General features: G+C 38.2%; 11 protein-coding genes. 4 read left to right on the top strand and 7 right to left on the bottom strand.

Going from position 1 to position 12,315, the window contains the following annotated elements:
• Nucleotides 1–202: 202 nt before the first annotated feature.
• Nucleotides 203–739 carry a histidine phosphatase family protein gene (locus tag LJC66_RS15065; RefSeq protein ID WP_230932923.1) on the top strand — a complete coding sequence of 179 codons (537 nt, stop codon included), beginning with the start codon at nt 203–205 and terminating at the stop codon, nt 737–739.
• 47 nt (nt 740–786) lie between these two features.
• On the opposite strand, the gene LJC66_RS15070 is transcribed toward LJC66_RS15065, so the two are convergent.
• A complete protein-coding gene (locus LJC66_RS15070; RefSeq protein WP_050690517.1) occupies nt 787–2,820 on the bottom strand; it encodes a Na+/H+ antiporter in 2,034 nt (677 codons plus the stop codon).
• Nucleotides 2,821–3,088: 268 nt separating this feature from the next.
• Here LJC66_RS15070 and LJC66_RS15075 point away from each other — a divergent pair, with 268 nt between their 5' ends.
• Complete coding sequence (locus tag LJC66_RS15075) at nt 3,089–4,402, top strand: hemolysin family protein (RefSeq protein WP_230932924.1); 1,314 nt, start codon at nt 3,089–3,091, stop codon at nt 4,400–4,402.
• Here the strand turns inward: LJC66_RS15075 and LJC66_RS15080 are convergent, their stop codons facing one another.
• Nucleotides 4,403–4,849 carry a DUF4385 domain-containing protein gene (locus LJC66_RS15080; protein WP_195696707.1) on the bottom strand — a complete coding sequence of 149 codons (447 nt, stop codon included), beginning with the start codon at nt 4,847–4,849 and terminating at the stop codon, nt 4,403–4,405. It lies immediately after the preceding gene.
• Between the two features lie 174 nt (nt 4,850–5,023).
• Between LJC66_RS15080 and LJC66_RS15085 the strand changes: the two genes are divergently transcribed.
• Nucleotides 5,024–6,343, top strand: coding sequence for a DUF2254 domain-containing protein (locus LJC66_RS15085; protein ID WP_230932925.1), 1,320 nt, complete (start codon nt 5,024–5,026; stop codon nt 6,341–6,343).
• A gap of 695 nt (nt 6,344–7,038) precedes the next feature.
• Nucleotides 7,039–7,335 (top strand): hypothetical protein, encoded by a 297-nt coding sequence (locus LJC66_RS15095; protein ID WP_230932926.1) that lies wholly within the window; start codon nt 7,039–7,041, stop codon nt 7,333–7,335.
• A 65-nt stretch (nt 7,336–7,400) separates the two neighbouring features.
• Here LJC66_RS15095 and LJC66_RS15100 read toward each other — a convergent pair whose 3' ends face one another.
• The 5 genes from LJC66_RS15100 to nikA are packed head-to-tail and all read right to left on the bottom strand — an operon-like array spanning nt 7,401 to nt 12,254.
• Nucleotides 7,401–8,171 (bottom strand): ABC transporter ATP-binding protein, encoded by a 771-nt coding sequence (locus tag LJC66_RS15100; protein ID WP_195696705.1) that lies wholly within the window; start codon nt 8,169–8,171, stop codon nt 7,401–7,403.
• A gap of 9 nt (nt 8,172–8,180) precedes the next feature.
• Nucleotides 8,181–8,978, bottom strand: a complete 798-nt coding sequence (locus LJC66_RS15105; RefSeq protein ID WP_195696704.1) for an ABC transporter ATP-binding protein — start codon at nt 8,976–8,978, stop codon at nt 8,181–8,183.
• A gap of 5 nt (nt 8,979–8,983) precedes the next feature.
• The gene (nikC, locus tag LJC66_RS15110) at nt 8,984–9,790 is read right to left on the bottom strand and encodes a nickel transporter permease (RefSeq protein WP_195696703.1); all 807 of its coding nucleotides are present in this window, start codon (nt 9,788–9,790) and stop codon (nt 8,984–8,986) included.
• Nucleotides 9,787–10,728, bottom strand: coding sequence for a nickel ABC transporter permease (gene nikB / locus LJC66_RS15115; protein ID WP_230932927.1), 942 nt, complete (start codon nt 10,726–10,728; stop codon nt 9,787–9,789). The genes nikC and nikB overlap by 4 nt, the downstream gene beginning before the upstream one ends.
• 2 nt (nt 10,729–10,730) lie before the next feature.
• Nucleotides 10,731–12,254, bottom strand: coding sequence for a nickel ABC transporter substrate-binding protein (gene nikA / locus LJC66_RS15120; protein WP_195696701.1), 1,524 nt, complete (start codon nt 12,252–12,254; stop codon nt 10,731–10,733).
• Nucleotides 12,255–12,315: the final 61 nt, after the last annotated feature.

Here is a 12,315-nt window from a genome sequence, read left to right on the forward strand (position 1 = left end):
ACGTTGTGAAAAGGTTTCATTTTCCAGTTATTCTATCTCAAAATCTTCTTCTATGCCGTATTTACAATTTCCTCAATACATTTTATACTTATTTTACAAATATTTGAAAGGAGGTGCAGCATGATGAAAATAACGTTAAATAAGAAAATCAAGCTGCGCCGAATAAGTGTTTTTGGCGCTTAGATTTTAAGGAGATTTCACAATGAAAGTAGCATTAGTACGTCATTACAAAGTAAACAAAGGGCTTCCAGAAAACAACCGCTTATCCACTGATGAACTAGTGACTTGGTTTCAGGAATATGATGAATCAGATATTACGTATGGAGAGACTGATTTGAATAATATCGAATGGAAACGCTGTTTTTCAAGCGATATGCCGCGAGCACACAAAACGGCAAAGCATATTTATAAACAAGAGATCACGCTTCTTCCGGAACTTAGAGAAATACCTATGCCTATTATTCCAGTAAAATTTAAACTTCCTTTTATCCTCTGGGCATTACTGTTTCGCATGTCCGGACTCATCAACAAACAAGCTCGTAAAGATATGGCTGAGACTAAGAGAAAAGTAGCAGCAGTGCTAGATCGCGCTATTTCCGAGTCAGAAGAAGATTTGCTGATTGTCAGCCACGGAGGCATTATGAAGTTTATGCGTAAAGAACTTATAAAACGCGGCTTTAAAGGGCCTCGGTTTGATATTGCTGTTAACGGAAAGCTTTATCTTTTTGAAAAGCAATAGAATGAAACTTACTAGAAAAAGTCGCAGAGACTACTCTCTGCGACTTTTTAATAACCATTTTCTTCAATTGTTAATGCTTCACGCAAAGCGATATCTTTTCGGATATTATGAGCGATTTCACGCGTGATTTCTCCTTTTTCATAAAGTTCTTGCACCGTTTCCCGCTCGGTATGAAACGCTTTATAACATAAATCTCTCGTTGCTTTTTTACGTTTTCCCGAATTATACTCCGTACTCTCTTTTCTAAGTCTTGCCATGGATCTATGGTATTCACTAATGATAGCAAGTGAAATCATTCGATTTTCTTCGTTCATATTTTCTTTAATGACCTTTATCGCTTCTTCCATCATTTGAATACGTACTTTGTTCACTTTGCTTCTTCTTCGCAAGCTTTGTTTTCTTAACGCCTGCTTATTCGGTGAAAAAATTCGGACTAGTAATAATAAAACTTTTTTAAACCTCATCCAACTCACCAATAATTTGTACCTTACACGATTGGTTACAGCCATTTCAAGCTTGTGCGTATGTTCCAAACAAATATACGCTGTCTCACGGTCTATGTTTTCCTCTTTTAATAGCTTTTCCACCAATTTCCCCTTGGCCTGAAGAGCCAGCAATCGAATTTCTTCTTCATACTGTTTGTTTTCAGAGGCTTCTAAAGGATGAGTTTTAACAATGATGTTATTAATCGTTGTATTATACGTTGAAATTAACGAAAGCGCTGCTCCACGATTTTCCTCGGTCATTTCTCTTTTTAACCGCTGAATAGCAGCTTTGTGCACTTTAATGCGTGCTTTAACCTCTTTTGTATTGCGCTCAGGCTTTTTCGGCGCCTTTTCTGTTTTCGCAATGACAGGTAAAAGAATACTTGCCGCAACTAAGGTTAACAATATAACGCCTGCTGCTAGAAAAATAATCAGAGAGCGTTCCGGAAAATCACTGCCGTTATCAAGCGTATATGGAATCGAAAACGCTCCGGCTAACGTAACAGCTCCTCGTACACCTGAAACCGTGATAATGCCAATAGACCGAGGCTCAGGTTTTAGATGCTTGTTATTTTTGTAATACCAGCCTACTGACCATGACACCATTACCCAAATAAATCGTAGTACAAGCAAAAAGACAGTAATAATCAAAATATAAAGAAGCACTTGTCCATTATTAAAGTTTGGATCTTGAATAATTGCTTTCGCCACTTTTGGTATTTGCAGACCAAGCAGTACAAACACCAAGCCATTTAACAAATATAAAATAACCGTCCAAGTACTTTTTGATACTACTTTAAGCTGCTGATTAGGTGATTCCTCTCGGTCGCGCTCAATCGCATGCACAATCCCGCCTGCTACAACTGCCAAGATTCCTGATAAATGAAAATGCTCAGCAATGTAGAAGACAACGAATGGAGTTAGAATTTGTATTAACATATGAATCGTAATATCTTCCATTCCTAAACGTCGAACAAGTACACGCAGTCTGATAATCAGAAAAGCGATAAATGCTCCTACAAACAAACCTCCCAGCGCTACCCAAAGGAACTGAAATGTAGCATCTACTATCGAAAAGACGCCCGTTACGGTAGCAGCTACTGCTACTTGAAACGCTACAAGACCAGAGGCATCATTCATCAGCCCTTCGCCTTCCAGCAAATGCATAATTCGCTTAGGCAGCTTTACTCGGCTCGCCATAGCTCCAACAGCCACTACATCTGTTGGGGACAAAATAGCCGCTAGTGCAAATGCAGCCGGTAATGGAATGGAAGGAATGAGCCAGTTGATTAGATATCCCCCTACTGCCACCGTTACAAAAACCAGTCCCAGCGCTAGTAATAAAATAGGTGTACGAAGCTTCCAAAGAGCAGCTCTGGACACGTTTTTCCCATCATTAAATAATAGCGGGGCAATAAATAAAATAAAAAATAATTCAGGCTCCAAATGGACATCTCCGCCAAATGGCAAGATAGCAAGCCCTGCTCCCAAAGCTATTTGAACTAATGGAACAGGAATAAATGGTACAAAATGATTAATGATATTAGATAGACCAATCAAAGCCAATAAGACTAATATCGTCAGAAAAAATTCCATAAAAACAATCGACTCCTACTTCTATTTACATCCTTTTAAAGTATCACGTTATCTCTTTTCGTTCATTTTATAGTGTTTAGTTTACACTTTTTCTGCCAAAAAATGTTGCGGGTTATTAAAAAGTGCTCTTTCTTTTCGGTAAGTTTATTTCTACGGAGATTAAGGGAACAGTATACATGATATTCTTTATTTACCATATAAATCAGCTCATCAAACTTTTATAAAGGAGGTGTTCCCTTATCCGTTTCAACGGGGTAAGGAGATAAATTTGGAAACAGTAAATGTCATCTTATTCATCGTATTAATCATATTAACAGCCTTTTTTGTTGCAACGGAATTTGCCGTCATTAGGGTACGGTCGACTAGAATCGACCAGTTAATTGAAGAAGGGAACCGGAACGCTTTAGCAGCAAAAAAAGTAGTATCAAATTTAGATGGTTATCTTTCAGCCACACAGCTGGGCATTACGGTTACCGCACTGGGTCTAGGCTGGATAGGTGAACCTACGGTAGGTCATTTATTAGAGCCGCTTATTGACATGCTTCCTTTTGCTACATCACTTTCGCATGTCATATCTTTTGTTCTTGCTTTTTCGATTGTCACATTTTTAAATGTGGTAGCTGGAGAACTTGCGCCCAAAACGGTGGCAATTCAAAAAGCCGAACAAGTGACGCTGTTATTTTCCCGTCCCCTTATTCTTTTTTCTAAGTTACTTTATCCGTTTATTTGGCTTTTAAACCACTCAGCCAGAGGCGTTGTAGGATTATTCGGCCTGAAGCCAGCTTCTGAAAATGAAGTAGCTCATAGTGAAGAAGAGCTTAGAATTATTTTATCTGAAAGCTATGAGAGCGGTGAAATTAATCAATCGGAGTTTAAGTTCATGAATAATATTTTTGAATTTGATAATCGTACGGCTAAAGAAATCATGGTGCCTCGTACAGAAGTTGTTAGCGTATCAGCAGATGAAACAATAGAAGAATTCTTAAAAATGGCTAGAGTAGAGCAATATACTCGCTATCCAGTAGTTGTAGATGGAAACAAAGATCAAGTGGTGGGATTAGTTAATATTAAAGAAATATTAGCGGATTACATAAAAGAAGATGATATTAAACCACGTACCGTGCAAACGTATATGAAGCCCATCATTCAAGTCATTGATTCCATCGCCATTTACGACTTATTGCTTAAAATTCAAAAAGACAGAATTCACATGGCCATCTTAATAGACGAGTACGGAGGAACAACAGGGCTTGTAACGGTAGAAGATATTTTAGAAGAAATTGTTGGTGAAATTCGTGATGAATTTGATGATGATGAAATACCGGACGTACACAAAATGAATGAAAATCACTACGTACTCGATGCGAAGGTGTTGATTGAAGAAGTAAATGATTTACTCGGAACAACTATTGAACAAGAAGACGTTGATACCATTGGCGGCTGGATGCTGACCGAAAAGTTTGATCTTGCTAAAGGTGATAGCATCACACACGAAAGTTTTTTGTTTAAAGTCATTGATATTGAACATCACCATATCAAACGAATCGAAGTCACAAAGAAAAAAAGTACGGATAACAGCTGATTATCCGTACTTTTTTTGATGCTCTTTTTTTAACTGCAAGTACTCTTTATTCTCTCGTGCTTCCTTCCATTTTTCCATAAAAATAGCCGCCGATTCTGCTTTTTGTTCATCAATTTGCCTTTCGTTACGCTCTCCGTCTTTGCTGTATTTTCTTCCACCTTTATAGTTCGCGTAGCGCCTGGATCGCGTGTATCCCATTTGGAGAAATTTGCGAGCCATATCCATTCCAACAAAATCGTTTTTTTCTTTGTAGGTTAAAAAAAGTTGATAGATAGCATCCGCGGATTCTTCAGCAATTTCAGGTGTTCGAAATCGCCAATGAGGAAGAATTTCACTTTTATAGGGCTCAACAAGCAGAACTCCTTGCTCGCCTTTTCCTACTCTATATTTTTCAGGATGTTTTCTAAAATCGACATGCTCAAAATCAAGTGAATAATCAAATGCCACGGCTCTTCCCTCCTTTTTAATCTTTACCCTTTACAAATGAATGACAAAACTTTTCTTAAAGAAGTTTTTCCCCTGCTGATGCGGGTAATAATAGGGGGATGAGTATGACTACCTTTTTTTCTTCGAGTTAAAAGAAGTCCGAACTTATTAAATCATGATACGGGAGATTTCGTTATGTCAATAAAACTGCAGCAAAATCGAATCAAAGCTAATTTTTGGATTACTCCTTCTATATACGGAATCGTTGCTTTTGTTTTAGCCACTATTAGTACGTTTATAGACCGATTTTTAACAGCTCATAAACAGTGGTTAAAGTTGGTTCCTTCTGTATTTCTAACGGATAAAGAGCTTGCTCATACTATTTTGAGTTCAGTGTCAAACTCCTTATTAACGATGACGACGATTACGTTTTCTTCTGTGTTAGTGGTACTGACTACGTTTGTAGGCCAGTTTTCTCCTAGAACGATTCAAAATTTTAATACAGATGCCAAAACCCAGCGTGTGCTTGGCACTTTTATCGGTGGGTATGTGTACGTGCTTGTACTACTTATTCAAGTTCGAAGCAATCAAGTCAGCAACACTTTCATTGTTCCTTCACTAGCCATTTTGGTAGCTTTCATTTGTCTAGGTATGTTTGTATTTTTAATTCATCATGTCATTAACTGGATTAAAGTCGGCAACTTAATTTCAAACATTGCCCAAAAAACGATGCTAACCATTGAAGAACGGCAGCTAGAACAGCAAAAATCACCTCAATCAAAAAATGAAGAACAGCTTAATTTTGATAGTGAAAACACGCTGCAAATTAAAAGTAACAAACAAGGATATATTCACTATATTGAACTCAAGCATTTAACTACACTAGCATCTAAACATAATGTTATTGTGAAACTTGAAAAAGCACCCGGTGAGTACGTCGAAGAAGACACACCTCTGCTAAGCGTGATCCATCACGATCAATCATTAGAACACGAAAAATTTCTTCATTGTTTGTTTATTACAAATGATCAAGAATCGATTCAAGATGTGAAGTTAGGGATTCAAAAGCTGAGTGAAATTGCATTAAGAGCTATTTCACCCGCTATTAATGATCCTGAAACAGCCATTAACTGCATTGAACAGCTCACGCAAGTGTTTATTAAACTTGGAAAAAGCTATTCTTCTTCCTCTTATTATTACGATGAAGAAGGGTGCATTCGCGTCATGCTAGAAAAACCTTCTTTTATGGATTATTTGTACAAAGCATTCTACCAAATTCGCCATTATGGGAAAGAAGATGTTTCCGTGATGTCTGCTGTCATTAAGGCATTAACCGTAATCGCTGAAACAAATCGCTCTGCCATCAAAAACGACGTGTGGTTTTTTTCTTCCTATATCGTAGAAGGGCTGCAAAAAGAAAAGTGGCTTAAAATGGACAAAGAGTTTCTTAATCAGCTGCTCAAAAACCTTGCAAAAGCTTGTGAAAAAAAAGGCGCTTCTATGTTGATAGAATAAAAACCAAAAAACGCCGCTCATCAACTGAGCGGCGTTTTCTTACGATATAAAGTGCTCTATCTCTTCTCTCTTTTTCACTATTATAAGTTTATCGTTATATGACGTACGAAGGATATGCAAAATTTCAGGTTTACTTTGCTTTTCAAAATCCGCATTCCACTGAAACATTTTAATGAAAATAGAAAACGTCGGTGCATAATTTGCTTTTTCTATTTTAGCTTTTTGCAGAACATACCTTTTTATAATAAACCATATTCTTTTTAGATAATAGATGTCGAGAAAAATAATAAGGTCAGCTCTATTAAAACTTTCATTCACCCACGTATAGTGTACGCCTTCTATAATCCATTCTTTTGAAGCTGAAATATGATGTAAACACTTTTTTCTATCCGCTTCACTTCTTCTTTTATCTCCTTCATATGTTCGTTCCCACATAATAATAATATTATCAAGTTCGTAGTGAGGAACTTTTAATTCATGGGATAATAAACGAGCAAGAGTTGTTTTTCCACTTCCAACAGATCCAACGATATGTATTTTTTTACATAAAGCGCTTTGAATACTTCATCTCCTCCTACTTCAAACCTGTTTTTTTACACTTATTGTATAATTCACGTTCTTTTTCTCTAATGCAAACCAGAACATTTTATGCTAGTATTTTATGGTACTTGACTGACAAAAGGAGTGAAATCGCAGTGCCTAAAACCCTTTTTGGAAAACTTACGCTGTTTTGGATTGGGCTATTTTTATTGATTACAGGTCTATTTTTTTATTATAAATATACAAATCAAGCGTTTACCGCTGCAGATTTATTCTTTCGCGTCTCTCCTCCATTAGCTACTGTTGGCTTCCTTTTAAGCGTAGCCGGACTATATGAAGAACGAGGAAAAAACAAGCTAATTCCTCTCCTTGTACTCAGCGTTAGTTTTGTCATGCTCTGCCAAGCAGGCTATCATTTTATACATATGCATACTCCACCGCCGCATCCCTGACTTTGTCTCATTCTCATTTATAAAAAAGCTCTTCGTTTAGTATATTAAACGAAGAGCTTTACTCTCTATTCAAATAAACGCACAAGCTTTTTTGTATAGGGATGCCTGTTTTTATCAAATAGCTTTGCACGTTCAAACTGATCAATAATCTCACCTTGCTGCATAACTATCATGCGGGTACTCATAAAATTTACCGCTGCTAAATCATGCGAAATAAACAAATAAGATAGCTGAAACGTCTCCTGCAAATCTTTTAATAAATTTAAAATTTTCGCTTGTACCGTAACATCAAGACTCGCTGTTGGCTCGTCTAATAGCACCAGAGACGGACCTACGCTAATGGCACGCGCAATCGCTACACGCTGAAGCTGTCCACCGCTGAGTTCATGAGGATAATTCAACGCATATTCTGCGCTAATCCCGACTGTTTCTAACAAATAAAAAGCGAGTTCTTTTTCGTTTCTGCTCACATGAGATAAAAATGAAGGAACGGTTCGCTGCTGCCGCAAAGGCTCGAGCAAAGAATCGATGATTTTTACTTTTGGATTAAAAGAAGCCGCGGGGTTTTGAAATACAACTTGCATGCCTAGACGAGCTTGCTGCAGTTTTTTTTCTTTTAACCGGTGAAGAGGTTTCTCTGCAAACCATACTTCTCCCTGCTGAATTTCTGTTAACCTTAGCACACTTTTTACAAGCGTACTTTTTCCGCTGCCACTTTCTCCAACAACCCCTAAGCATTCCCCTTTATCGATATGCAGGGAAACATTATTTAGCGCTTTAACGTCTTTATACTGTTTCACCAGCTCCGTGACGCGTAATATACTTTTTTCTTTCATATCTTACTCCTATATCAACACTTTTTTCTGCGTATCTAACAATCGATCAGGCGTTTTCTGTAAAGAAGGAATGGCGTTAAACAGTTTTTTTGTATAAAAGTGATCCGGAGCTTGAAACAGAGATTCGATACTGTTTTCTTCCACGATTTCTCCTGCTAACATAATGGCTGCTCGGTCTGCATATTTCCGCACATGACGCAAATCATGGGTAATGAATAAAATGGCACAGCCTGCTTCTTCTTTCAGCTTATACAGCAGCTGAAGAACTTCAGCTGCTGCCACGCTATCTAAAGCAGTAGTTGGCTCATCTGCAATAATCAAGGCAGGCTTCATCACCAGTGCTAAAGCAATCGCTGCTCGCTGAAGCTGTCCACCGCTCAGCTGAGAAGCATAGCTTTTATACACGCGTTCATTCGGTAAATTCACAGCTTTTAGAGCCTGAAAAATAGCAGCTTTCCTATCTTTTTTAGACAGTTTACAATGTGTACGAATCGTTTCATCAAACTGCTTTCCGATTGTTAAAAAAGGCGTAAAGGCGCTTCGATAATCTTGAAAGATATACGAAATATCTTTTCCAAGGATAGGCGCATATCCTTCCTGCTTAAAAGTAATAGAGCCTCCTTTAAGCGTGACACCTGACGGCAACAACCTTCCTATTGATGCAGCAGTGATACTTTTACCGCTTCCGCTTTCTCCAATGAGCGCCATCCACTGTCCTTGCTCGATTGTAAGAGAAATGCCTTTTACAATTTGTTTTGTTTTATTATGAATGACTAGATGTTTTATTTCTAAAACGATGACAATCACCTCTTTTACCGACTAACTTGATATTTTCCTCGAATATATTCACCTAAAGCTGTAAACGTCAGCACAAATAAAATAATGGCCAAGCCTGGTATCAACATTAACTGCGGAGCATTGTAAAAGTAGGCCCTGCCTTCATTTAGCATCGTTCCCCATTCCGGAGTAGGCGGCTGAGTCCCTAGTCCAATATAGGATAGTGAAGCCATCATTAAAATAATTTTCCCTATATCCAGCGTAGCAAGAACAAGAATATGTCCTCCCACATGAGGAAGAAAGTGGCGCAGGATTAAAGGCAGTGTTCCCACTCCGTTTAATTTAGCGATCAGCACATATTCTTTTGACTTTTCTTGAAGCACAATACTGCGCACTACCCTTGCATAACTAACCCACTTTACAATAACCATCGCAGCAATTAAGTTCAATAATCCAGGCCCTAACAGTCCGCTTAAGACGATGGCTGCAATATAGTCAGGAAAAGCTAAAAAAGCGTCTACAATTCTCATTAAAAAGCGGTCTATTTTTCCTCCAATATACGCTGAAACTAAGCCAACGGGTACTCCAATCAAAAGAGAAAGAGCTAAGACAAGAAAACTAGTCCCAATTGTGGTCTGAGCTCCAGCTACGATTCGTGAAAAGAGATCTCTGCCTAAGTGATCAGTTCCTAACCAGTGATCACCGGTGGATTTTTGAAGCCGGTCTTGCATATTGACTTGTGTTGGATCCATCGGTGTTAGCTGACTTCCAAACAGACAAAATAAAATAAGCGCAATACCACACACGCTTACCACTACAAAAGGAAGCTGCGGCTTTTTCACGTTTTATCCCCTCCCTTTACATAGAGCTGGGGATTTACATATTTGTAGCTCAAATCCACAAGTGAATTAATTAACACAACAAACAGGCCCATCCACAAAATATACCCTTGAATCACAGGATAATCGCGATTCATAATCGCATCAATAACTAATTTTCCAATGCCAGGATAAGCAAAAAGCACTTCAATGATGACCGTTCCTCCAAGCAAACTGCCTAAGCTCGTTCCTAAAATGGTAAGGATGGGCGTTAAGCTATACCGGAACGCGTGAAAAATAAAAATGCGGCTTTCACTTATTCCTCTTGCTCGAGCGGATCGTACAAAATCTTGTTTCAGTCCTTCTAGCAGACTAGCTCTAACCATTCGCATATACACAGCGGACATGGCAAAACCAAGTGTTAAAGAAGGCAGCACAAGATGAGCTGCTGTGCCTGTCCCCATCGAAGGAAGCCATTGAAGACGCACGGAGAACAGCTGTATAAACAAAAGACCGAGCCAGAAGCTGGGAATAGACGCTCCAATTAAGGAAATACTTCTGCTGAGATAATCAATCCACTTATTCTGGTATAGTGCTGACAGCGTGCCGAGTGGCACAGCCATTAGCAGCATCACAACCAAAGATGCAGCCGTTAAGCGCAGCGTAGCCGGAAACTTCTCGGCTAATTCATTAATGACAGGCTCTTTTGTCATATATGAAGATCCTAAATCAAACTGAAAAAAGCGCTTCAGCCACTTTACATATTGAATATATACGGGTTCATTAAACCCTAGCTCTGTTCGCAAACTATTTATTTGTTCCTCAGAAACTGCCACGTCATCTACGCGGAGCATTTGCTTAACTGGGTCTCCTGGAGCCAGCTTCATCAAAACAAAGCTGAGAAACGATAGGATAACTAAAAAAATGAGTAATTCTATTATTCTTTTACCAATTAATTTCATATCTATTTCACATCTAAATCCTTTGTTATCACGTAGTATTCACTTTTGGTTGTGACCCAATTTTTCACATTGTCTCTATAGGCCACAAAATTATTCGGATGAACAATCGAAGAGTGCAGCGTTTCCTTTTCTGCTATTTCTCCGGCTTGTCTTGCTAACTTATTGCGCTGTTTTTGATCAACGGTTTTATTAAGCTCATTAATAATGGATGCTAATGCTGGTTCATGAAAATGCCCAACATTAAATGCTCCTCCCTCCATGTAAAGAGCATTAAAGAAGTATCCTGCATCTCCTCGCGGCGCGGTTACTAGACTATATGTAACGATTCCCCATTCATCTTTTGTTGTCATATATTCGTCCATATTTTCTACTTGTTGAATGTCTATTTTTACACCAATTTTTTTTGCTTCTGACTGAAGCATTTGTGACATTAAAGGCAGCTCTGGACGATAAGGGTATGTAACGAGCTTAAAGGAAAGCTGTTTTCCATTTTTTATTGCTTTTCCATCCTTGAGTATATAACCGGCTTTTTCTAAATATGTTTGAGCCTCACTCGGTCCATAGGTTTTCGTTTTTTGATCGTTCGAAAAATCTAAACTCTTTAAAAATGGACCATTTGCTGGGGATCCTTGACCTGCAAGCGCTGTATCGACAACGTCTTTTGGATTTAATAATACATCAAACGCTTTTCTAACATTTTTATCTTTAAACGCTTCTTGCCTTGAATTATAGAAAAGCATTTGATTTCTCAGGCTCGGCTGTATATCTACTACGATAGAAGAATCTTTTTTTAATGTGTTTAAGCTTTCAATAGCCGGACGGTATACAATATCGGCTTCACCTGATTGCAAAGCGGACGTTCTTGCATTTTCATCATCATTAAATGTTAACACAACTTCATCCAATTTTGGTTCCCCGCCCCAGTATTCTTTATATTTTTTTACTTTCATTTCATTATCCTGTTTAAACGAAGCTACTTTAAATGGCCCTGTTCCCACGGGTTTACTTTTTTTATTTGGAGCATCAGCATCAATAATTGCTGTATTTGGATGAACAAGTTCAGAAGGCAGCGTGGCAAGCGGCTCTGTTGTTGTAATGGTTAAGATTTGGCCACTGGCTTTCATTTCTTTAATTTTAAGTGCACTTTTCATTGCTTCGCTTTCTTTTATCGTTCTTTCTAACGAATGTTTCACAGCTTCAGCATTCAGATCCTTGCCATTTTGAAACGTAATCCCGTCTCTAATCTCAAACACCCAGGTCGTCCCATCATTTTCTGTTTTCCACTTTTTTGAAAGCCACGGTTCAATCTGTAATTGCTCATTAACTTTCACTAACGTTTCGGCAATACCGGCTCGTACAGTTGTATAATTTAACTGTGGATCGAGCGTGTCACTTGGAAAATTCGATACAAAAGTAAGTGATTTCTTTTCACTCTTTTCTTCGGTACTCGCAGAGTTAGCCGAACATGCCACTAGCATACCTATCGCAGCAAGCGTTAAGCATAGCAAACTTATCCTTTTTCTCATATAAAACCCCTCCTTTATTCAAAACTATCTTTTTTTATGTACGGTTTCTAACTATAACTTC

The organism is Priestia sp. TSO9, from assembly GCF_021029645.1.
Classification (GTDB): Bacteria; Bacillota; Bacilli; order Bacillales; family Bacillaceae_H; genus Priestia; species Priestia megaterium_E.

What these genes read in the sequence shown, in the direction of transcription:
- LJC66_RS15065 (WP_230932923.1), top strand. Translation starts at nt 203, where the DNA reads ATGAAAGTAGCATTAGTACGTCATTACAAAGTAAACAAAGGGCTTCCA.
- LJC66_RS15070 (WP_050690517.1), bottom strand. Translation starts at nt 2,820, where the DNA reads ATGGAATTTTTTCTGACGATATTAGTCTTATTGGCTTTGATTGGTCTA.
- LJC66_RS15085 (WP_230932925.1), top strand. Translation starts at nt 5,024, where the DNA reads ATGTCAATAAAACTGCAGCAAAATCGAATCAAAGCTAATTTTTGGATT.
- LJC66_RS15100 (WP_195696705.1), bottom strand. Translation starts at nt 8,171, where the DNA reads ATGAAAGAAAAAAGTATATTACGCGTCACGGAGCTGGTGAAACAGTAT.
- nikB (WP_230932927.1), bottom strand. Translation starts at nt 10,728, where the DNA reads ATGAAATTAATTGGTAAAAGAATAATAGAATTACTCATTTTTTTAGTT.
- nikA (WP_195696701.1), bottom strand. Translation starts at nt 12,254, where the DNA reads ATGAGAAAAAGGATAAGTTTGCTATGCTTAACGCTTGCTGCGATAGGT.